A 23,610-nucleotide genomic window follows, 5' to 3' on the forward strand; every position below is an offset into this window, starting at 1 on the left:
TCTCAATATTAATATAAGGTGTTAACAACTACGATTGGAGTTAGAGAGATGCCTTCGGGTTTGTGAAACGCAAACCGTCATTGTCATGATAACAAGCCCATTCGTCAACGATAGCACCTTCCGGTCCTGCCATCATGAAGTGGAATGATTCAAGTTCTTTCAGACGCAATACATCACCGACTTTCTGAACTACGAAGTTTTTGCTCTTGATAGGTCCGTGACTTGCAGGAATTGCAGGAGCGTTCGGAGTTTCGTCACCAAGTACAGAGAAGTTATAAACCCATCCCTTTTCAACCATCCATGATTCGTGTTTTGCAGGGAATTTAGTTTTTACGTGAGCGTGTTCAGGGATCATCTGTCCCGGAAGCAGATAGATAGCGTGAGCGAAGTATCCGTGTTCTGCATCGTTGATCCAGAAAATACCACCCATACCAACGTTTTCAAAGTCACCCAGACCGAAATCTGTAACCCACATGTCTTTAGCCATCAGTTCAGTAAAAGGAACATCATAGAACTTAAACATGTCTTTCATTGCTTCGATAGCTACTGCCTGATCGAATTTGCCGTCCTTGTAGAAGTCGGCGTTTGTGTACTTCTTAGAATAAGTCATTTCTTTATTAGTTTTACAATTAGAATTTTTATCGCATTTGCTCTGTTCAGTGCATTCGCCCTCTCCGTTGCAACAAGTAGCGTCACTTGTTTTGTTACCAGTACATGCAACCATAGAACTTAATAAAAGCCCCACAGCCATTGTTTTAATACTCAATCCTTTTTTCATTTTTGTTTTAATTTATGTTAGTAATATTTGCTTTATTTCGCCAAACGGTCAACATGATATGGCAGGGGTTACAACACTGCTATTCCCTCTATCTCTATTAATAATTCATCCCGACAAACATCAGCCCACATATATGATATGGGGATATTCAACTCATACGCATTCAAAAGCCTTTCAGCTTCTTCAAAGAAAGATTTCTCTTTCAGATAGACCCGGAGCATTTTCAATTTCGCCTCACCGATCAGTTCAGCGATATTCTCCATCGTAATATGAAGCTGGCGCTCCAACCCCACTCCTATCAAGCTCTCCTCGCCACGGATAGCCGCAGTTCCGGAGATATAGATCACCTCACGTTCTCCAAAGGTCATGCTCTTGGCACGCTCGAACTTCGGAGTCGTCTTTTTGCTGTGGGCCGGCTCCAGTACTCCTTCGGAATAAGCGTGGGCAGCCACCTGCAATTTATTGTCGATCGGTGTTGCATAACAATCCGGATTCGAGAATACGGCAGCATCCAGATCAACCAATATGCCTCCCAGATTCGCACCGATACCCGTTGCTGCCGGATAACCGTTTTCCCAGGTTGTCATGGCATAATAATCGCTACGGGCATTATTGAATATCTGGTAATGCTGGTCTTCGCCGTCAAACTTAGTGATCTGCTCGATATAGTTCCACTGGCGGATGATGCTGTTGATCGGGAATCCTTCCTTCCTCAACAACTCCGATACCAGCTTGAACACTTCCTTCGACTGTTGCTCGATACCGAAATTAATCACATCGCCATGAAAACCTCCGGCAAACAGGAAACGGCCGCTACCATTTACCAATACCACATACGGGAATGTCCCGATATGTTTATATGTAATATGGTCTCCTTCATCCGGCGTATATGTATGAGCCTCCAGTATCAAACCTCCGTTCAATGGCGGCTGGGATACATAACTCAACACCGGTTCATGGTTCCCATAGTATTTACGTACTTTTTCACGCAACGTTACGCGGCGCGAAACATATTGTTCATTATCATCCGGCATGCCGAAAAAGGCCAGCCTGAATATTTGTTCGTCCTGCGGTAATTGGGCAAGCAGCTTATCCACCATTTCCTCAAAATCCGCTTTCTCAGTAGTGTAAATGTTATAACGTATCTTCTCGCAATAATTCATCGATCCCTCCTTTTAGAGTGAGTTTACATATTCAACCAAAGCCTCAATATCTTTCTTGGATACCTTCTTATCAATTCCATGCTTGTGCACTTCAAAGACTTCCTCCATTGTAGCTGCACGACCATCGAACAAATAAGGAGCCGTACGCCAGACTTCTCTTAAAGTCGGAGTATCCCACCCTTTTTCAAACTCGATATCTTCACCGATACGATGCATCTTCATGTCTGTATAATAAGGTCCGCTATGACATTCACCACATTTTAGTTTTTCAAAGACTTTACGCCCTTCTTTCGCCTTATCGGACAATTCGCCGTTCACCAGCAAAGGACTCGGCACCGGACGCAATGACGTCAGATATTCATCCACGCATTTTGCATCATCTTCGGTAATATCGAAGAACTGGATGAAGTTATATCCTGCACGCACGGCAACCTCCGCAGAAGCACGGATTCCCGAAATCATATTGGGAGGAGTCACATGGCTAAACAACAAACTTTTGCAGTTCTTTGAGTTTCCTACGCCATCGTTCATCAAATCCCAGTTCATACCATCCGTACGGGCTTCCCCCGGGTGGCAACCGTTACAACTCTGCCAGTTCTGGAAACAGTGGGAGGCGTCGTTGAAATATTTTTCTCCTTTATTTATATTGCTTTCCGTACGTCCCGGATTCAATTCTGTCGACGTTACTTCACGGGTATTAATATCCATTACATTCAGAACATCGGCAAAATAAGTAGGAACAACCAGTTTCTCGTTGGTCAGAGCCATCGCACGGGGACCGTTACCCTGCAACGGAACACGTTCGCGGATGCCATACAGGAAATTCAGGTCATAATCCAGCACCGCCTTATTGGGATAGGCTTCAAACTTTTCACGCAAAGCCGGATGATCGATCACACTCACCTCGTGAGTACCGGAATGTGAAATAAAGATATGATCGTCATTACAATCGATACTCCAGATACCGGCAGCACCTCTTTCCGGTTCGTCAACAACAACGGCACCGACAAACTCCTGCTTTTCCGTATCGATGATACTGAAAGCGCTCGTATTCATCCATCCCTGCTGCAACTGCGAAGTCGGTACGGCGAAACGTCCCAAATTATGCGACACATATACATATTTGCCGTCGGGCGTAATACAAATGCCACGCAAAGCATTACTACCGTTTGCCAGCTGAATATCTTTCACTTTGGTAAAACCATCCATTTCAATCACGGAAACACAGGCTGCCACATAATCCAGGTCCGCACGTTGTGCCGGCAGGAAGTTTGTTACATACATATATTTACCGTCTTTGCTGAATACGGCGGATTTCGGTTCGCGAAGTACCTTAACCGTGCGTAGTACTTTATGATTCACCGGGTCAATTTCCGACACGGTGTTTTCGAACTGGTTACAGACATAGATTGTCTTTTTATCCGGTCCGAACATCGGATGGCAGGCACCCGACCCTGTAGGGATAGCAGCTTCCACCCTACCCGATTCCAACAATAATATCTGTAACTTCCCCGTCTTCTCAAAGGTCGTCACATAGGCCTTATCGCCGTCAACCAGAATACCGGTCGGCGTTTCATCCATGGGGAAAGAACGCAGCAGTTTGCCGTCGGCTGAAAATACATCCACCCGCTTCATTCCTTTTTCAGTCAGAAGCATTTCCCCTTTATCATTCAGTTTTATATCAGTCGTAAAAAAAGGCGGATTATCAGCCGATGCAAATGAGATGCAACAACTGACAAAGCATGCCATCAATGAAGTTCTTAATATGTATTTACTCGTCCTCATGGTATTATTTATTTTTTTGTGTTTTTACTATATCCTAATTCAGCCGAAATATTCTGAGCGACCTCCTTGATGCTCGCAACCGTTGAATGGAATATTTCTTTTGTTAACCTGTCTTTGGGACCCGATATCCAGATGGCGCCACATGGATAGCCTGTGTAGTTAAAGATAGGAGCACCTACACAGATCACACCATTCAATTCTTCTTCATTATCCATAGCATAACCCAGCTTACGGACTTTTTCCAATTCTTCCAGGTAAGCATCCCGGTTAGTAATCGTCCGCGCATTATACTTCGCAAATGTCATATACGACAAATAACGGTCGCGGACCGTGTTTGGCAGATAAGCCATAATCGCTTTTCCGGGTGCAGAACAATGTAATTCAAATGATTTTCCCGGCGATAGAACAAAGCGGAACGTATGATGTCCCTGCGCCTGCTCTATAAAAATTCCTTTCTCATCTCCTAGTACACCAAAACAGGCAGTCTCCCCTACTTTATCACGTAAATCACGCAAACAAGGCAATACTGTCTCCAACAAATTATGTTCATTCAACGATCTGAAGCCCAAAGTTAGCAATTTTCGGGACAATTTGTAGCGTTTCGTGTCTTCATTATAGTTAAGATAATCCAACCGAACCAATGTATTCAAAATACGATAAGCAGTAGTCTGGGAGATATCCAGCTTATTCTTAATATCTTGCAGCGTCTCACCCTGTGGACGAAGCGAAAGATATTCAAGCACCGCAATTCCTTTCTCCAAATTCGGCACCTTATAGTTTTCTTCTCCTTTTTCCATATTTGGAATAACGCTTTCCATATTTGAAATATTGTTTCAGATTTGAATCAAATATAAAAGAGTCACGTTAAAAACAGGTAAGATGTTTGTAAAATATCGTTAAGTATGCTGTAAAACATTCAATCTGCAAAAACTATTATTCCCGTTTGTCCGCTTCTACGATCCTGCGTTCTTTGAGTCTCCCTATTTTTTCCTATAACTTATCACAGCCAATACATTAAATAATACAGCAAAAAGACAAACGACAATGAAATGTCCGCTCAAATCGGAAAACGAACTGCCTTTCAGATAAACCATACGCATCACTTCTATAAAATAACGTACCGGATTAAATAATGTTATAGTCTGTGCCCATTGCGGCATACTGCTGATCGGGGTAAAAAGTCCGCTCAACAAAGCAAATATAATCAGAAAAAAGAAAGCCGTGAACATCGCTTGTTGCTGGTTGGACGATATAGAAGATATTGCCAGTCCCAAACCTGTAAAAGCAATCAGATAAACTGCCGCAAACAAATAAATAATCCCCATATTGCCGACCGGCAGCAAACCGTAAATAATCCATGCCACAATGGCTCCGATCGTCAACAGAATAAAACCGATTACCCAGAAAGGAATCAGCTTCGACAGCAAGAACAATGTTTTGGGGACAGGCGTCACATTAATCTGTTCGATGGTCCCTTTCTCCTTCTCGCTGACTATATTCAGGGCCGAAAGGAAACCACCGATAATCGTCAACAAAAAGACCAGGATACCCGGCACCATATAATTCTTATAATTCAAATGCGGATTAAAAAGAGCCGTTGCCCGCACTCCACTGCTCACGGCAACAGAGGTGAAACCTTTATCCCGGTTAAAATCCTGAATAATCTGCGTGAGATAAGAACTACCCATCCCTCCTTTTGTTCCGTTCACTGCGTTTGCAGCAATCAGGACATCCGCCTTTCCTTCCCGGCCGAGTTCCTGTTCAAACTTTGCCGGGATTTCAAGCAACAGGTCCGACTCGTTACTTTCTATCGAGGTGATCGCCTGATCATAACTGGAAGACACATCGGTCAGCCGGAAATAACCGGACGAAAGAATCTTTTCGACCAGCTGCACAGACACCATGGAATGATCATGGTCAATCACTCCCAGATTGATATTACGCATTTCGAAATTGGCGGCAAAAGGCAGGATAAGCAATTGCATCAACGGTACCAAAAAGATGATGCGCGGTAAAAACCGGTCGCGCTTGATCTGCTTAAACTCTTTTTCAAGTAAATATCGTAATGTTTTCATAACTTCTTATCTCACAAACGAGTCTTAAAACGTTTCACACTAAGAATCACCAGGAATATGACCATAAACGACAGTATCCCTATCTCCTTCAGGATGGCCCCGGCGCTTAACCCTTTTATCATCACATCTTTCACAGCGATAATATACCATTTGGCCGGCACGATATTGGAAAGCCATTGCAATATATCAGGCATGTTCTCTATGGGAAATACCATACCGCTGAGCAGAATCACCGGCAGCATCAACACCATAGCACTAATCAGCATGGCAGCCTGTTGCGTGTCGGCTATCGTCGATATCAACAGACCGAGGCAAAGGGATACCAGGGCGTACAGGATGGAAACTGCCACCAGCAGAACCAGGCTCCCCGCAATCGGAACCTTCAGCAGGAAATAAGACAGGGCAAGGATTGTCGCCACATTCACTATACTCAATAAAAGATAGGGAATCGCTTTTGCCAGAATGATATAGACCGGCTTCATCGGCGAAACCAGCAACACTTCCATCGTACCCATCTCCTTCTCCTTCACGATGCCTACGGAGGTCATCAGGGCACATATCAGTATTAATATCAACCCCATTACCCCCGGCACAAAGTTGTAGGCACCTTTCATGGTGGGGTTGTAAAGAAGGTGAGTGACCGGCGTGATACCTGCTTGCATAAGCCGCGCTTTTTCTTCTGGCTGAAGGAGATTACCCTGTATCTCCGCTTTGGCAGAAGCAATGATAGTGGTTGCATAAGCGGTCAGCTGGGTCGCTTCGTTCGGGTCGGTAGCATCTGCCAGCAACTGGATATCCGCATCCGCCGTGGAAGCATATTGGGGCGGAAAAACAACGACCAGTTTAATCTTACCCTGTTTAAAGAGGGATTGAGCTTCCGCTTCGCTGTCTACCATTTTATACAAATCAAAATACTCGCTTGCCCCCAGATGTTCGGTGATTTTCCGGCTCACTTCATCCCGGCTCTGGTCGAACACGGCAATCGGCACACATTTTATTTCCGTCGTAATCGCATAACCGAACAGAATAATCAGGATAATCGGCATAGCCAATAAAATCAACATGGTCCGTTTGTCACGGAAAATGTGGAAGAATTCTTTACGGATAAAAGATATAAACTGTTTCATAACTATTCACCTCTTGTTGCTTTTCGCGCCAGGGCACGGAACACATCATTCATATTTTCGGCATGGAAAGACGATTTCAAAGCAGCCGGACTGTCCAGCGCTTCGATTTTTCCGTCTACCATGATAGAGACACGGTTGCAATATTCGGCTTCGTCCATATAATGGGTGGTGACAAAGACAGTGATATTGCGTTCCGCCGCTTTATAGATCAGCTCCCAAAACTGGCGACGGGTAACCGGATCGACACCACCCGTCGGCTCATCCAGAAAAACAATACGGGGTTCGTGGATGATAGCGACGGAGAAAGCCAACTTCTGCTTCCAGCCTAAAGGCAACGCATCGACCAACGTGTTCCGCTCACCCTCCAAATCCAGTACATCAAGCAGTTCGTCCGTCTTCTCCGCCAGCTTTTTCTTCGGCAGACCGTAGATACCGCCGTACAAACGGATATTTTCCCAGACTTTCAAGTCACCGTACAGAGAAAACTTCTGACTCATATAGCCGATATGGCGTTTGATCTGCTCAGTCTCCTTATATACATCAAAACCTGCCACACGGGCTTTGCCGGAAGTGGGTGTCGACAGTCCGCAAAGCATACGCATCGCCGTCGTCTTTCCGGCGCCATTGGCTCCCAGGAAACCAAAGATCTCCCCTTCTCCCACTTCAAAGCTGATATGATCTACCGCGGTAAAAGTTCCGAAGCGCTTAGTCAGACTGTCTGTTTCTATTACGTTCATTGTATATATACTTTTATCAGATAAAATTCTCATATATTATGATACTGCATTCTCATATATTATACAATTCTAATATCATAATATATGAGAATTTTCTATCATAATATATGGTATTACATTTCACTCTATCGTTTTTACAAAGCCATAAAGCAATCTTCCACACTCGGCTCGACCGGTTCAATGGCGACATCTGCATATCCTTTATCTTTCAAGAACTGCATCAGGGCATTCATCTCCTTGCCATCTTCCTTTAATGTCAGATGATGGGCATCACCAAAGGCATAACAAGAATAGGTTCCCGGAAAAGAACGAAGGTCCGTCAGCAGCCTGAACATGGATGCCGACCGGACAGTCCACAAATGCCTGCCGAAAGAAGCACGGATGCCTGCCGGCGTATCGACGGACAAGCACTGGCCGGAACGCATCAAAGCAATGCGGTCGCAACGGGAAGCCTCATCCATATAAGGAGTGGAAACCATAATCGTAATGCCCTGCCTCTTCAAACGGTCCAGCATATCCCAGAACTCCACCCGGGAAACCGGATCGACACCCGTTGTCGGTTCATCCAGAAAAAGGACTTCGGGGCGGTGAATCAAAGCGCAGCTCAATGCCAGCTTCTGTTTCATACCTCCGGACAATTTTCCTGCTTTCCGTTTTTTAAAAGGTTCTATCTGAACATAAATGTCGTGAACCAGGTCATAGTTAGCTTCTACCGTAGTATTAAACACGGTAGCAAAGAAATCCAGGTTCTCTTCGACCGTCAGGTCCTGATACAACGAGAAACGGCCGGGCATGTAACCGACCATCGTACGTATCTTTTTATAATCACGCACGACATCCAGTCCACAGACGGTAGCCGTCCCTTTATCTGCCAGCAATAAAGTCGTCAGGATACGGAACAAAGTGGTCTTCCCTGCCCCGTCGGGACCAATCAGGCCGAACAATTCACCGGGACGTATATCCAGAGAAATATCCTGCAAAGCCTCTACCTGCCCGTAGTTCTTACCAACCGCCTCCATCTTAACTCCATTCATCCCCATTAATTTTCAATTCTCAATTTTCAATTACTCAAACACCGTTTCCCCATACTGTCCAATCTTGAGATAACCGTCGTTCTTAACAGCAATCTTGATGGCATAGACCAGATTGGCCCGTTCGTCCTTTGTCTGGATTCCTTTGGGAGTGAACTCCGATTTATCGGATATCCAGGTAATCGTTCCCAGATATTCGCGCCGGTCGTTTTCTCCATAATCGGCAAAGACACGGACTGTCTGGCCCTGTTTCAATGTCGAAAGCTGATCGGACGTGATATAGGCACGCAAGTAAAGCAAGTCGGTATCGGCTATTTTATACAGAGGCTTACCGGCGGCCGTCACTTCACCCGGCTCAGCATATTTGACAAGAACGGTTCCTGCCTGGGGATTTACGATACGGCTTTTCTGTAACTGGTCGTCCAGCTGCATAATCTGGTACAGGATACCTTCGGCTTCCGCATCGGCACCGCCTGTCGTCTTGTTTAACGTAGAATACTGCGCATCCAATTGCTTCTGGAGGTATTTGATATTGTTGACGATGTCGTCCACCTGTTTCTGGTTGCCGGCTTTTGCCTTTACCAGATTCTCCATACGTTGTTGTTCCGTACGTGCGGTAGCAATCAGTTGCTCCAGGGTGGCTATTTGCTTGCGAATATCCGGTTTACGGATATCGACAGAGCGCAGACCGGCCGAGAGTTGCATTTTTTTCAAATATAATTGAGTGCTGTCGACATATCCTATCAGGGCACCGGCATCCAGACGGTCGCCTTCTTCTATATTCAATTCCATAATCTTTCCGTTTGCTTCGGAAGATACGAGGATTTCCGTCGCTTCAAACGTGCCGGTAGCATCGAAGTCGCCGTCTCCCCTGTTACATGCAGCCAGACTTAATAAAGCGGTCGCTATTAATGTATAAGAATTCAATCGTTTCATATTCTTCTTCATGATTCTTTGTGATTATTCATTATTCGTTGTATACATATAATTATAGACGGCATTCAGATGCTGGATGCGATGGGCGGCAGCGGCTTGCTTCGCCAGATCTTCCGCATTGATTTCGCGGATAAGGTCGGTGACGGAGATAACGCCGTTTGCCAGCTTCACCTCCGCAGCATTTTTGATGCTGGTACGCAGGCGGATTATTTCGTCATCCGCTTTCATCAAATCGGAGATTTTCTGTATTTCCGTATTTTGCAGCATCAGTTCCAATGAGGTATTAAACAGGAATGTCTCACGCTGCACCTCCACCTGCTGACGTGCCGTAGTCACTTTACGGCGGTCATTCTTCAAGGTGTACAATTTGCCCATATTCCAGGAAAGGCGTACTCCCGCTATATAAAACGGATTAAAGTCATCCTCCAGCATATTCAACCCCGGACGGCCATATCCGCCCTGTACAAATGCACCCAGACGAGGCATTAAACCACTTGTAATCTGTTTGTTTTGTACTTCCAGCAAATAGCTTTTTGCATCCAGCGCCCGCAATTCGGGACGGTTTATGTCTCCGGATAACGGATCGCCCGGTATGGAAGGAACAACCAATATCCTGTCTTTATCATAAGGCTTTCCTATCAGCGCACTCAGCATTCTGCCGAAGGCGACACGGGAGGCTTTCAGTTCGATTTCTTTCTGACGGGCATTCAAGAGTTCCACTTCCATACTTTCGCGGTCGGACTGGTTGGCCACACCATTATCCATCATCGCCGTTATCCGGTCGATATTAATCTGCAACTCTTTCTGGAGCAATGCGTTCTGACGGATCAGTTCTTCCTGAAGCAGGCAGCCGAAATAAAGTTGATTTACCCGGTCGTTCAATGTATAAAGGTCGCTTTCCAGCTGTTCGCGGTCGGCAGCAGCCTGTGCCTTTGTCAACTGCCGGGTGGAATGAATTGTTCCGCCATCCCAGATATTCTGATTCAGTTCGGCCACTACCTGATACTGGTCTTTACTTAATGTCGGAATCTCCAGCCCCGGAACGATCGACGAAAGTTTGTCCGCATCAAAAGGTAGTTTAGTTACATCACTCTGATAGGTTGCCTTTGCATTCACCGTCAGTTGGGGCAACCAGCCTTTTCCGGCATTCGAGAGATTGTATTGTTCCGTCTGCCCGATCAACCCGAACTGACGTATCTGGGGATAATTGGCACGGGCCCATTCATAACATTGTGTCAATGTTATCTGCTCCTGCCCTTTTACAGTACCCGACAACAAGGGGAAGCATAAGAATAAAATTACACAAATCCGTTTCATAGGGGTATTTATTAATTCGATGTATTATCGTCCGGTGTCAGCAACCGGATCATTATATCAATAACGAAGGGAATCCGTTCCCGCAGAAATTCTTCATATTTCTCTGCATCGCCTCCCATAAAAACAGCCGTAAACGGATTACGAACCAGCATGGGGAAAACCAGCAGGCTTATCAAGGTAGTCGCCGCATAATATACCGGCAGTTTCTTCAATACACCTCTCTCCATCTCATCCTCCATCTGTTTACGCATTCGGATGATTGGTTCAACCCGTGCGGGATTCTTCAGTATGGAATGATAAATATGCTCCGGATCACGTTGTAGTTCATTTATAACAAACACAGGGAACAAAGGATTCCTCTGCAACGTTCTTACATATTGATCGATAATCTTCGGCAGCTTCTCCAGGAAAGAGGTATTCTCTTCCATAATCGCTCCCAGGTTCGGAAGCAAGGCATCTATCAACTGGTCGAAGATCGCATCGAACAACATTTCTTTCGTACGATAATAATAATGTAGGGCCGTACGCCCGATACCTGCTTCGGCAGCCACGTCGCCCATCTTGGTCGCTTCATATCCTTTCCTGACAAAGACCTGTTTGGCCGCTTCCAGGATTCGGTTCTCCATTGTGATTACTTCTTCTGTACTCATTGTATATCTTGTTTTACCACATTTGTCATTACTGTCTGTCGAATATGTCTGACACTTTTGTTTGACAGACGTGTCAAAAGTAATGTAAAAAAATAAGGATGCAACTACTGCACCCTTATTTTAATATCTTTTATACAATGAAGAGAATATTCTTTTTAATCTTATTCCCCGTATTTCTTAGCCAGACCGCCTTCGGAAGTTTCTTTATACAAACTCGGCAGGTCATTACCCGTCTGTCGCATCACCTCTACCACCTGGTCGAAGCTCACACGATGTTTTCCGTCCGAGAAGTTCGAGAACGTATTTGCATCCAGTGCACGCGCTGCGGCAAAAGCATTACGTTCGATACAAGGAATCTGAACCAAACCGCAAACCGGGTCGCAAGTCAACCCCAGGTGATGCTCCAACCCCATCTCGGCAGCATACTCAATCTGAGCAGGCGTTCCGCCGAACAACTGACTGGCAGCACCGGCAGCCATCGCACAGGCAACCCCTACTTCTCCCTGGCAGCCTACCTCCGCTCCGGAAACCGACGCATTGGTACGTACCACATTTCCGAACAATCCGGCCGTAGCCAATGCACGCAGGATACGGGAATCGCGGAACTCACGGGTATCTTTCAGATGATACAACACCGCCGGCATCACTCCGCAGGAGCCGCAGGTCGGAGCCGTCACAATCTTACCACCGCAGGCATTCTCTTCGGATACAGCTAACGCAAAAGCGTAAACCATACCACGACTTTTAATGCTGCTGCCATATCCTTTGGCACGAATCAGATAGTCGGATGCTTTCCGGCGTATGCCCAGACCGCCCGGCAGGATACCTTCTGCTTCCAGGCCGCTCTGCACCGCTTTTTGCATCACGTCCCATACTTCCGCCAGGTAATCCCAGATTTCCGGTCCTTCGCATTGCTCCACATATTCCCAATAGGAATGTCCGGTCTTTTCGCACCAGGCTTGTATATCTTTAATCGTGCTCATCTCATAGACCTGTGCCGTTTTAAGTTCGTTAAAACTTTCGTTGGCAAGCGTACCGCCGCCAATACTGTACACAGTCCACGATTCCAGTTCTTCGTCGTTCTCATTGAACGATTCGAACAACATTCCGTTCGGATGGAACGGAAGAAATATCTTGGGTTCCCAGGTAATAGTCGTTTTAGCAACCGGCTGCAACACTTCCAGGATGGCAGCATCCGTCATGTGGCCTTTCCCGGTAGCAGCCAAACTACCATATAAAGTCACATTAAACCGCACGGCACCTCTGTTACGTTCCACGAACATCTGGGCAGCACGCATCGGCCCCATCGTGTGGCTACTCGACGGACCATGTCCGATCCGGTATATCTGCTTGATTGATTCCATTTCTCTTTCTCTCTAATTTTGTGTTTTCTATACTTTAAGAAATATATTACGTTTATAAAGCAGCCACAAAATTACATAAATAACCAATACGTTCGACAAGCTTATCAAAAAGGAATAATAATTACCCAGATATTGCTCCAGCCCATAAAACAAAGACTGTCCCAGGCAACTGAAATTGATGACGTTCGCCAGCATATAGGCTACAATCGAGTTCATCCCGTACACTTTCAGCCAGGTTATATTCTTATTATATCCTTTATAATCTATCAGATAATAAAACAAACCCATCAATAGGAAGCAATATCCGCTACTTACCAGCACCATAGAACTGGTCCATATCGTCTTGATAACCGGCATCTGCAATCCCCAAAGCCATCCGGCAGCCACCATAGCGGCTCCTGCTCCGAAATACCATTTCAGTTTATGGATATCACTGGTCTTATCCTTGGCAATATAGCCGGCAAACAAACCGGTCAACACCGTCACGCCAAAGTTCAGGGTACTCAAAATCCATGTATAATGATACCAGGGTGCAAAAACGACTTCACCGTCCACCACTTTCGCCCCATCCCGAAAACGTCCCAGCACCGTACGGTCTATCCATTCCGCCAGGTTTCCTTCAGGAGTGTAATTACCACCTCCATAACTGCCGACCGTAATGAACTGCATCGCCGCCCAGTAAACAAGCAACAGGGCCACCGCCACACCGATCTGCGTCCTCCGACTGGTATAAAGGAACAACACAGCCGTAATCAAATAACCAGCGGCAATCGACTGCAACGTATTCGAATATAAATAAATACGATCCGGATCAAATCCCAGCAGATTTCCCTGGCACATCATACCGAATATCCACAACAACAGGATGCGTTTTCCCAGACGCCGGAAAAGAGTCTTTTTGTCGGAAACACCTTTAAAACGTGACAAAGCAAACGGCATCGAAGCTCCCGACATAAAAAGGAACAATGGCATAATCAAATCCCAGGGAGAAAAACCTTCCCATTGTACATGATCAAAAGCCCACATGCAATCATTCAGCCATCCCACATCCGCAGCCCGCGCCAATGAATGTGCCAACGGTCCTAAAGCAACCAGAAAGAAAAGATCGAATCCTCGTAAAGCATCAAGCGACTCCAGCCGCTTGTAAGTAGTTTTTTCCATTTGTTATTATTTTAGACTTTTAAGAAAATACGTTGACGATACAAGAAATATAAGAATCCCCAGCACACGGCGATATAAGCAATCGCCCCCAGCAATGGCTGGGCTGTTTCCGGGAATAACCCGATGAAACCTCCAAAAACGGCATTTGCCGTAAAGGTAAAATTAATGAACACCTGTGCCAGATAAATAGTGATCGAGTTCGTACCTATGACTGTAAAGAAAAGGGTCCACCCTCTGCACTCCTTCACATCGACAATATAATAGAAGACGGCAAACAGTATCGCCGAGATACCACCGACCGTACAAACAAACGAGCTTGTCCACAAATATTTATTAATCGGGAAAAACAATCCCCACAACAGACCTATCACCAACAGGCAACCGCCAACAGCCAGCATATAAACAACCTTTTTCGTCTCCGTCAGTCCCTCTCTCCGCAGTTTGACAAACTCACCGGTGAACATTCCCAGCAAAGCGGTTCCGATGGCCGGCAAGGTAGATAAAATCCCCTCCGGATCATAATTGCCTCCATGCAAACGCCCCGGCAATAACAGACGGTCGATGTAGCAAGCCAGATTCCCTTCGCGGGTAAACAACTCCGCCCCGTTCCCGTCGGGTGCCGGAATAAATAACAGCAACCAGTAACCTATCAGGATGGCAGCAACGATCCATACCCGTGTGATCGTCCGCGTATTGACAAAAATCAGTGCACCGAACATCCATCCCAGACCGATACGCGCCAGTACGCTGGCATAACGCTGTGTATCAAAATTCAGATTCAGCAACCCGTTATAAACAAATCCTAATACAACCAGTGTAATTCCCCGGCGGATAATCTTTTTATAAATAGCCGCTTCCGACATTCCCCGCTCCCGCTGCTTTTCCAATGAAAAAGGAAAAGAGATACCGGCAATAAACAAAAACAAAGGAAAAATTATATCTTCAAACGTAAACCCCGCCCCCCATTTAGCATGATTCATTTGGGCAGCTATCGACTCAAAAAAAGGCGTCGGGACCAACGTCGCCAACGCAACAAAAAGGGAACCTCCCCCCATAATAAAGAACATATCAAATCCCCGCAATGCATCCAACGACAACAGCCGCTGGCTTTGTTTCTGTTTTCCCATGGTATTTCAATTTAGATAATCGTATAAAATTTAGAAATAAGTAAGCGCAAATATAGAAAATAATATAAGAACTATCCTGCTTTTTCACTAGTTTTGCAGCCATTATGAAACAGCATTTGAAACCGATCATGTTCGTTGGCACTTGTTCCGATGCAGGAAAGAGTGTGATTAACGCAGCCTTCTGCCGTATCTTTAAGCAAGACGGATACCAACCTGCCCCTTTCAAGGCGCAGAATATGTCGTTGAACTCCTTCTCCACTCCCGAAGGTGGCGAAATGGGACGCGCCCAAGTAGTACAGGCCGAAGCATGCGGCATCGCTCCGCATACGGATATGAATCCGGTATTGCTGAAACCAACTAACGACAAGAGTTCGCAGGTCGTACTGAACGGTAAACCGGTCGGTAACATGTCCGCCAAAGACTATTTCGGTGTACAAAACCAGAAGGAAGCACTTTTCAGAGAGGCTATCGAGGCCTTCAACCGCCTGGAATCCCGCTATAACCCAATCGTACTGGAAGGCGCCGGAAGCATTTCCGAACTAAACCTGCGCGACCGCGATATCACCAACATGCGGATGGCGATACAGGCAAACGCCTCTACCTACCTGGTTGCCGATATCGACCGGGGCGGTGTATTCGGTTCGGTTTACGGTACTATCGCACTGCTCAAACCAGAAGAACGGGCACAGATGAAAGGTGTCATCATCAATAAATTCCGCGGAGACGCATCGCTGTTTGAAGAAGGACGGACGATACTGAAAGAATTGACCGGCCTCCCCGTCGTAGGCGTTATCCCCTGGTTCCGTGACATCAAGATAGAAGAAGAAGATTCCGTCGCCCTGGATATGAAGACAAATACCTGGCAGGACGGCAAGATCAATGTCGCCATCATCCTGCTGAAACGTATGTCGAACTTTACCGACTTCGACGTCTTGGATATGGACCCGCGCTTCAATCCTTATTATACCAGCAACATCGATGAGATTGAGAAAGCGGACATCATCCTGCTGCCCGGCTCGAAGAACACGCTGGCCGACCTGCAAAGTATTCGTGCCAACGGCATAGCCGACACCATCGTCCGCACCCATAAGAGAGGGAAAAAAGTGATCGGTATCTGCGGCGGTTACCAGATGATGGGTGCCCGCCTGGAAGATCCGGAAGGAATAGAAGGAAACCTGCCTGCCGTTCCGGGATTGGGACTACTCCCCCAATGCACTGTTATCGAACAGGAGAAAGTCACCAAACAAAGCCGTTTCACTTTCCGCAACGGCTCCCCGATGGTCTGCAAAGGATACGAGATACATATGGGACAAACCTCTTTACTCGGCAACGCGCCCGAAAGTCCGGTTGCCCTGCTGGAAGACGGAAGGAAAGACGGCTACTACCTGAACGACCATTGCTGGGGAAGCTATATGCATGGCATTCTCGATAATCCCGAAGTACTTGATAATCTAGCTAAGGGTTTCAAGAAAGAAGCCGACAATGCCCCGTTCGATTACGCTGCATTCAAAGAAGAACAATATGATAAACTGGCCGACCTGGTAAGAAAACATGTGGATATGGAATATATTTACAGTACGCTGTAATCATCCCCACAACTCCCCGTTCGCCCGAATCAACAGTTTTACAGCCTCAAACTGATCATTTTTCAGAGAAAAAGATTCATAGGCTCTGCAATAGTTCAGTGAATGTATATCTGTTCCGGTATAATCATAACAACCGTTTTTCAGTAATAAACCGGCTGTTTTTCGGGGAAGCGTTCCGTAAAAGCCTGCCAGGGAAAACAAATTAAGCTGAAATTTGCATCCGTGCTCTTTCAGCTTCATCAAATCTTCCATCTTCCAGAAACCATAGCGTTCCGGATGGGCAAAAACCGGTACAAAACCATTCAATTGGATATCGTACAATTTCTCAAACAGATCACCGGGGGCCTGCAAACAGGAAACCTCTACCAATACATGCTTCCCGTCATACGACAGCAACCCTTCTTCCATCCGCTCGTAGAAGCATTCATCCAGCATATATTCGGCTACCAGATGAAGGTCTATATGTATATGTGCACAGTCTTCCCGAAATGTTTCAAACCGGTCCCGAAGGTAATCTCTCCGGTTCTTAGCCAAATCAGCCATTATATGCGGTGTCAGGAAAATACGTTCCACTCCCTGCCCTTCCAGAAAAGCCAACATAGCAAGACTGTCTTTCTCTGACGAAAATCCGTCATCCACCCCGGGCAGCAAATGGGTATGTACATCAGTCATCCCCGGCCACAAAAGTTTTTTCCGGGTAAATAAATTTGAAAGAAATGTGCTCATAATATACTTATATTGAAAAACAACCTGTCAAAGATAATACAAAAACTAATTACCTTCAGATATACAAGAAACAAAAAAACAATTACTACCTTTGTGATTACTATTCATATTAATATACAATTGAATAGAACAAAATAGTACAAACCTTAAAAGAAAGATAAGATGGATGCAAATGTAAGATTGGATGCAGATAAGATAGAATTAGCGAAAGCAATCCTTTCTATCACCAGCAAAGAGGTCTTGGAAAAAGTAAAGAGCCGGTTGACAGACATTCTGGACTTTCAGGAAAAGGATGAGAAACTTGCTCCATACACATTGGAAGAGCTTTACGCCCGCATCGATCACTCCATAGCCGAATTAGATGCAGGGAAAGGCCTCCCCAGCAGTGAAGTATTTCATAAAATGGAACAAAAATATCCCTGGCTATGCAAGTAATATGGTCTCCTGACGCTGAAAAAGAGCTCGATCATATTGTAGAATATTGCCTGATTACTTTTGGAAAACGAACAGCAACCAAAGTCTATCAACAAATTAAACATTACGATGAACTTCTAGCCCAAAACCCTTTGATGGGAAAACATGAAACATTATTAGAAAAATATCCACAAGGCTTCCGCAGCTTTGTGGAACATAATCATTACAAGCTCATTTATTATATCGACAAACAAAAGAATATAATTAGAATTGTCGACATTTGGGATACGCACCGCAATCCGGAAAGCCTTGTTGAAAGATTGAAGTAATCTTCAATCATTTCAACCGGTTCACCCGCGCCACATCATCCATTTTCACACAAACGGTTGCTCCCAGTTGCTCCAGGTAAAGCAGCAAATGGTTCTTTTTTATCTTCTTTACCTTGCCGGATACATGCTTCATGGCTCCGGTAAGAATTTCCACTTCTTCACCCGCACAAAGTTCATGCTCGGCTGCCTGGCCCAGGAAATCCTCGATAGCGTCTATCTCCTTCTGGCGGACAATAGCCGGTTTACCGTTATAAAAGACGATACGGATAACGCCATATACCTGAAGCAGGTCACGCAACACCGTATCCGGACAGCGCACAAATATATAAGAACTGAATAACGGGACTTCAACTATTTTCACACGGTCGGACCACACACGCGGAGTCCGGTGTAAAGGTAAAAAGCATTCAACACCTAAAGCTGCAATACGTTCTTTTACCTGTTTTTCTGCCCGCGGGGCAGTATATAATACATTCCAATTGGTATTTAAAGGGGGTATCATTATCTTTTTTTTGTTTCGGGCACAAATATAGGACTATTTTTCGTATTATTGCAAAACTGTTTGCGAACACAAATTTAAATACCATGAATAGAAGAAGTTTTTTGCAAAAATCGGCCATTTCGGCTGCAGGACTTGGTTTGTCACCGCTGTTTGGAGGTACTTATCAGTCAGTTTACGGACAAACGGCAGCAAGCAACAAAGTGAAAGTCGCTCTGATCGGATGCCGCAGTATGGGTTTCTCCAACCTGAGTAAGTTTCTGGAATATCCGGAAGTGGAATGTGTCGCCCTCTGCGATATCGACGACGAATGGCTGAACAAACGGGCCGCCGATGTAGAAAAAAAGACCGGAAAAAAAGTTCCTCACCTGTATAAGGATTGGCGCCATGTCATCGACAACAAGGATATTGACGCTGTCATTATCGGTACCCCCGACCACTGGCACTGCCTGCCGACTATCTTCGCCTGCCAGGCTGGCAAAGACGTGTATGTCGAAAAACCGCTTTCCAACACCATCGAAGAATGCAACCTGATGGAAAAGGCTGCCCGCAAATATAACCGGGTCGTACAGGTAGGCCAATGGCAACGCAGCGATCCGCATTGGGACGAGGCTGCCAATTATCTGAAAGCGGGAAATATCGGCCGTATCCGTACCGTAAAAGTCTGGGCTTACCAGGACGGCAAACCGACCCTGCCTGTTGTTGCCGACAGTCCCGTCCCCGCCGGAGTGGATTACGACATGTGGCTCGGTCCGGCTCCGAAACGTCCGTTCAATATCTACCGCTTCCATTATAACTTCCGTTTCTTCTGGGATTATGCCGGTGGACTGATGTCCGACTGGGGCGTACACCTGCTGGATTATGCGCTCGAAGGCATGGGAGCCGATCTGCCCAGCCGCGTATTCTCCGGAGGTGGCAAGTTCGCCTATCCCGATGATGCGATGGAGACGCCCGATACATTGATGGCTACGTACGCCTACAAAGATTTCAATATCATCTGGGATCATGCCTGCGGTATCAACCACGGTCCGTTCGACAAAAAAGAAGGTTTGGCCTTCTTCGGTGAAAACGGCACACTGGTACTCACCCGCGCCGGTTGGGAAGTCATCCCTGTCGTTGCCGGAAAAGAAGCACGCATGGAAGCTGTCCCCTTCAAAAAGGGAGAAGGCAAAGGCCTGTACAACCATGTCGGAAATTTCCTGAGTTGCATCAAAAGCCGCGAATTGTCCAAAGCAGATATCGCCATCGGCGCACGTGTAGCCAAGATGTCGCATCTGGCAAACATCTCCTGCCGCCTGCAACGGGAAGTGCGTTGGGACGATGCCAACAGCGTGTTCATCGGTGATAATGAGGCAACAGCATTATCAAAGGCTTACTACCGCGCTCCGTGGAAATTACCCAAATTGTAAACGTAAAAATATAATTAGCAGGAAAACGCTAAACATCTTTTGATAATCAATTATTATATGTACTTTTGTTCCAGATACACGAACATATAAACTTGATATACCTAAATGAGCAGCGTTTATGCTAATTATTCGAGAGAAGACCTGATCCGTGAAATAGAAATACTGAAGGCACAAGGTACCTCTGTTAATGATGAAGAAACATACCAAAGTCGTTTTCTGAACAATGCTGTCGCATTAAGGAAAACATTCTCGGATGTTTTATCATTGTTAATAACTCCAAGCCAAAAGGATATTATTGATCAGTCTCTACTGACCATATTGAGATTTTTTAATGTAGACAGGGTATACATCGGAAATTTCGATAATGACAAACCGACTTTCGACTTCACGCATGAAGTAACCAGCCAAGGTACTATCTCCATGCGTGAAGATCTTTTAGTGGGGTTGCCCAAAGCTGATTATGCCTGGTGGATAAAAACGATCAAGGAAGGAAAAGATATCATTATCAGAGACACTGATAATATGCCGGAAGAGGCCGCTGCCGAACAACAGATACTAAAAGTTCAGGAAATCGTCTCCCTGCTCGTTATACCTATCTATTACCGAGGATACGCCAATGGTTTCATCGGACTCGATTGTGTAAAAAAACACAGGGACTGGGATGCTTTGGATGTCGAAAACCTACGGATGCTCACCGATATTATCTCCATTGCCATCGAACGCGAACTGGCGCATGGTATGGTTGAACATTCGATGAAACAAACATTGAAGAGCGAAGCCAAGTTCCAGATCATTTTCGACAAACTTCCCTGGGGTGTCGAATTATACGACGAAAACGGGTATCTGCTGGACATCAATAATGCCGACCTGGATATTTTCGGAGTGACACGCGAACAGGTAATCGGCCTCAATGCGTTCGAAAACCCCAATATACCGGAATGGGTCAGCGAAAAGCTGAAAAAAGGGGAAGATGCGGCTTTTCTCCTGGATTATAATTTCAACAAAGCAGCTGAAAAAGGTTATTATACAAGTAAACTATCCGATGAAGTTAAACATTTAAGGGTGAAAGGCGTTGTGCTGAAAGACCGGCAGGACGTGATACTCGGATTCTTTTATATAGTCTTCGACGATACCGAAAGTTATCATAAAGCAGAAGAGATACAATACAGCCTGGCTAAACTGAAAGCAGCTGTCGACACAGGCGAATCCATTATCTGGGAATATGATGTAGCAACAGATAAGTTAAGTGCGGATTTCAGCCTGAACGATCTGATCGAGGAAAGCTCCTTCCTGACCTATCTGAAAGAAGACAGATTCAGTTCCGTACATGATTTTATAGAAACATTGCATCCGGATGACCGCCACAGGGTTTACAACAAACAATTCAAACGGCTTGTCGACGGAGAAATCGGCAAATATGTATCCGTATACCGCCGTGTATTCGACGGCAAGGTTTACTGGCTCAATTCAAATGTCCGCGCTTATAAATATTCAGAAGACGGGAAACCCAGCAAAATAGTAAGCTACACCTCCAACATCACCGAACAACGCGAGAAAGAGCTAGAACTAATGAAAGTCAAGGAGGCAGACAAACTAAAGTCGGCATTCCTTGCAAACATGAGCCATGAGATACGTACTCCGTTGAATGCAATCGTCGGATTCTCGGACCTGGTAGCCGAAACGGACGATCCCGAAGAACGGCAGACTTACCTCGACATTATCCATACAAACAACGATCTGCTGCTTAACTTGATCGGCGACATTCTGGACTTCTCAAAAATAGAAGCGGGTATGTTGAAGTATAACATTGAAGATACCAACATCAAGGAGTTGTGCATGGAAGTCTATCTGTCCGGATCGCTGAAGATAAAACCGGGAGTAAAATTACTCTTCGATAAAAACTCACCGACCATAATCCTCAGGACAGACCCGCAACGTATCCTGCAGGTAATAGCCAATTTCGTCAACAATGCGATCAAATTCACAAGCGAAGGGAGCATTACAATCTTTTATGAGACGAAAGAAAATGAAGTGAAAGTCTGCGTGCGAGATACTGGAATCGGCATTTCGGAAGAAAACAGGGCCCGTGTTTTTGAACGTTTCATCAAGATCAATGACTTCCACCAGGGCACCGGCCTGGGATTGACGATCAGTAAAACGATCATCGAATATCTGGGAGGTACCATCGGAGTAGATTCTGTTCAGGGTAAAGGTTCTACGTTCTGGTTTACGTTGCCTTTGGATTATAAAGGGATTAGTTCGTAATAACTAAAAAATAGATCATTTTAAACTCCAGGGAAAACCGATCCGTTCAAGCAATTCCCTGCGTTCAGGAGAAAGTTCGCCTTTCTTCATACTTCTGCGTTGCACAAAGCACCAACTGCCCAGCTTGTTTTCACGGGCGGTTGGCCAGCGTTGATTCTCTGTATAGAAACGTTTCAGCATCTCATAATTCTCCTGCCATTTTTCATCGACTGTCCAGATAAAACCTTCGGCATCCATTTGTCTGATGCGAACAAGCGATAGCACTCCCTGTTTACGGGATCTTCGTTGCGTATTACACCACGCTCCCAACCTACCCTCCTGGCTTTTGGGCCAGTGCTCATGTTTTCTGTAATAAGCAAGCACCTGCTGCCAGTTCTCCGTCCAGAGCGAATCCAGATCCTGCTCCCATCTGAATCCGATCGAATCGAGCAACCGGGTCCTTTCTTCAGATAAAAGTCCTTTTTTCCATGCCTGCCGTTGGGTATTGCACCAGATATTCAGTTTGTTTTCACCGCGTTTGGGACAACGGTGTTCAACGGACATAAAAACCTTTAACTCTTCATAATACTGCATCCAACGGCTGTCCTGTACCTCCCATTCAAAACCAATCCGATCCAACTGTGAGATATAATCTTCCGACAACGTCCCTTTCTTCCGGGCAATCCGCTGGGTATTGCACCAGTTTCCCAGCTTCCCTTCGGCTGCCTGCGGCCAGCGCCCTTCACGTTCCTTATATTCGATCAGACGTTCATACATCACCGGCCATGCATCCAACTCCGCCAGCATATCATCCACACGGGCACGGATATCAGACAGGAATCCCGTGACCTCAAATTCCATAAAGCCTTTAAAGCTCTTTGGGGCACGGATCGCCGGATGATAAACCAACTCCCTTGACATAGCCTCATAAACAGAACGCCCCGAAAGGTTATTGACAAAATCAAGCACTACCGGATGCCGGTCCGAACCGGCTTTCAGGCAACGGCCCAACTGCTGCAAAGCTACCACATACGATTCCGTCCGACGCAGAAACATGGCGGCATCCACTCCTTCCACATGTAATCCTTCGATCAGCATGTTTATGGAGAAAAGGACATGCAGTTTTCCTGTTTCCCTACGAAAACGACGCAA

The 23,610-nt window shown here is 45.7% G+C and carries 22 protein-coding genes; 5 read left to right on the forward strand and 17 right to left on the reverse strand.

Translation table 11 applies throughout. From position 1 onward, the window contains the following. Positions 1-40: 40 nt before the first annotated feature. From DWW91_RS24300 to DWW91_RS24365, 14 genes are all read right to left on the reverse strand, one after another. A complete protein-coding gene (locus DWW91_RS24300) occupies positions 41-778 on the reverse strand; it encodes a hypothetical protein (protein WP_007655974.1) in 738 nt (245 codons plus the stop codon). Positions 779-846: 68 nt separating this feature from the next. Then, entirely contained in the window at positions 847-1,941 is a 1,095-nt protein-coding gene (locus tag DWW91_RS24305) for an endoribonuclease L-PSP (protein ID WP_122329170.1), read from the reverse strand. Between the two features lie 12 nt (positions 1,942-1,953). Then, positions 1,954-3,726: a YncE family protein gene (locus DWW91_RS24310; RefSeq protein WP_122329171.1), complete on the reverse strand. Its 1,773-nt coding sequence runs from the start codon at positions 3,724-3,726 to the stop codon at positions 1,954-1,956. 8 nt (positions 3,727-3,734) lie between these two features. Next, a complete protein-coding gene (locus tag DWW91_RS24315) occupies positions 3,735-4,544 on the reverse strand; it encodes an IclR family transcriptional regulator (RefSeq protein WP_007655969.1) in 810 nt (269 codons plus the stop codon). 162 nt (positions 4,545-4,706) lie between these two features. Further along, positions 4,707-5,801 (reverse strand): ABC transporter permease, encoded by a 1,095-nt coding sequence (locus DWW91_RS24320; RefSeq protein WP_122329172.1) that lies wholly within the window; start codon positions 5,799-5,801, stop codon positions 4,707-4,709. 11 nt (positions 5,802-5,812) lie between these two features. Then, positions 5,813-6,928, reverse strand: a complete 1,116-nt coding sequence (locus DWW91_RS24325) for an ABC transporter permease (RefSeq protein ID WP_122329173.1) — start codon at positions 6,926-6,928, stop codon at positions 5,813-5,815. 2 nt (positions 6,929-6,930) lie between these two features. Continuing rightward, positions 6,931-7,665, reverse strand: a complete 735-nt coding sequence (locus DWW91_RS24330) for an ABC transporter ATP-binding protein (protein WP_082150429.1) — start codon at positions 7,663-7,665, stop codon at positions 6,931-6,933. Between the two features lie 134 nt (positions 7,666-7,799). Beyond that, positions 7,800-8,699 (reverse strand): ABC transporter ATP-binding protein, encoded by a 900-nt coding sequence (locus DWW91_RS24335; RefSeq protein WP_122329174.1) that lies wholly within the window; start codon positions 8,697-8,699, stop codon positions 7,800-7,802. Positions 8,700-8,729: 30 nt separating this feature from the next. After that, positions 8,730-9,632 carry an HlyD family secretion protein gene (locus DWW91_RS24340; RefSeq protein WP_370449613.1) on the reverse strand — a complete coding sequence of 301 codons (903 nt, stop codon included), beginning with the start codon at positions 9,630-9,632 and terminating at the stop codon, positions 8,730-8,732. A gap of 24 nt (positions 9,633-9,656) precedes the next feature. Continuing rightward, positions 9,657-10,949 carry a TolC family protein gene (locus DWW91_RS24345; protein ID WP_122329176.1) on the reverse strand — a complete coding sequence of 431 codons (1,293 nt, stop codon included), beginning with the start codon at positions 10,947-10,949 and terminating at the stop codon, positions 9,657-9,659. A gap of 11 nt (positions 10,950-10,960) precedes the next feature. After that, positions 10,961-11,599 carry a TetR/AcrR family transcriptional regulator gene (locus tag DWW91_RS24350; RefSeq protein WP_007655952.1) on the reverse strand — a complete coding sequence of 213 codons (639 nt, stop codon included), beginning with the start codon at positions 11,597-11,599 and terminating at the stop codon, positions 10,961-10,963. 161 nt (positions 11,600-11,760) lie between these two features. Continuing rightward, positions 11,761-12,963, reverse strand: a complete 1,203-nt coding sequence (locus DWW91_RS24355) for an L-serine ammonia-lyase (protein ID WP_007655951.1) — start codon at positions 12,961-12,963, stop codon at positions 11,761-11,763. 27 nt (positions 12,964-12,990) lie between these two features. Continuing rightward, positions 12,991-14,124 carry an acyltransferase family protein gene (locus tag DWW91_RS24360; RefSeq protein WP_122329177.1) on the reverse strand — a complete coding sequence of 378 codons (1,134 nt, stop codon included), beginning with the start codon at positions 14,122-14,124 and terminating at the stop codon, positions 12,991-12,993. A gap of 11 nt (positions 14,125-14,135) precedes the next feature. After that, a complete protein-coding gene (locus tag DWW91_RS24365) occupies positions 14,136-15,251 on the reverse strand; it encodes an acyltransferase family protein (protein WP_122329178.1) in 1,116 nt (371 codons plus the stop codon). Positions 15,252-15,355: 104 nt separating this feature from the next. On the opposite strand from DWW91_RS24365, the gene DWW91_RS24370 reads away from it, so the two are divergent. After that, positions 15,356-16,837 (forward strand): cobyric acid synthase, encoded by a 1,482-nt coding sequence (locus DWW91_RS24370; RefSeq protein ID WP_122329179.1) that lies wholly within the window; start codon positions 15,356-15,358, stop codon positions 16,835-16,837. On the opposite strand, the gene DWW91_RS24375 is transcribed toward DWW91_RS24370, so the two are convergent. Beyond that, the gene (locus tag DWW91_RS24375) at positions 16,838-17,563 is read right to left on the reverse strand and encodes a tyrosine-protein phosphatase (protein ID WP_122329180.1); all 726 of its coding nucleotides are present in this window, start codon (positions 17,561-17,563) and stop codon (positions 16,838-16,840) included. Positions 17,564-17,725: 162 nt separating this feature from the next. On the opposite strand from DWW91_RS24375, the gene DWW91_RS24380 reads away from it, so the two are divergent. Continuing rightward, positions 17,726-17,998: a hypothetical protein gene (locus DWW91_RS24380; protein ID WP_122329181.1), complete on the forward strand. Its 273-nt coding sequence runs from the start codon at positions 17,726-17,728 to the stop codon at positions 17,996-17,998. Next, the gene (locus DWW91_RS24385; RefSeq protein ID WP_122329182.1) at positions 17,989-18,306 is read left to right on the forward strand and encodes a type II toxin-antitoxin system RelE/ParE family toxin; all 318 of its coding nucleotides are present in this window, start codon (positions 17,989-17,991) and stop codon (positions 18,304-18,306) included. The genes DWW91_RS24380 and DWW91_RS24385 overlap by 10 nt, the downstream gene beginning before the upstream one ends. Positions 18,307-18,313: 7 nt before the next feature. On the opposite strand, the gene DWW91_RS24390 is transcribed toward DWW91_RS24385, so the two are convergent. Then, a complete protein-coding gene (locus tag DWW91_RS24390; protein WP_007655929.1) occupies positions 18,314-18,808 on the reverse strand; it encodes a UpxY family transcription antiterminator in 495 nt (164 codons plus the stop codon). An 83-nt stretch (positions 18,809-18,891) separates the two neighbouring features. Here DWW91_RS24390 and DWW91_RS24395 point away from each other — a divergent pair, with 83 nt between their 5' ends. Next, the gene (locus DWW91_RS24395) at positions 18,892-20,214 is read left to right on the forward strand and encodes a Gfo/Idh/MocA family protein (RefSeq protein WP_122329183.1); all 1,323 of its coding nucleotides are present in this window, start codon (positions 18,892-18,894) and stop codon (positions 20,212-20,214) included. A gap of 105 nt (positions 20,215-20,319) precedes the next feature. Next, the gene (locus DWW91_RS24400; RefSeq protein ID WP_122329184.1) at positions 20,320-22,479 is read left to right on the forward strand and encodes an ATP-binding protein; all 2,160 of its coding nucleotides are present in this window, start codon (positions 20,320-20,322) and stop codon (positions 22,477-22,479) included. Between the two features lie 15 nt (positions 22,480-22,494). Here DWW91_RS24400 and DWW91_RS24405 read toward each other — a convergent pair. Then, the coding region (locus DWW91_RS24405; protein WP_199722629.1) for a Helicase associated domain protein at positions 22,495-23,610 on the reverse strand (1,116 nt) is incomplete at its 5' end.

It is taken from the genome of Parabacteroides sp. AF17-3 (assembly GCF_003635445.1).
GTDB lineage: Bacteria > Bacteroidota > Bacteroidia > Bacteroidales > Tannerellaceae > Parabacteroides > Parabacteroides goldsteinii.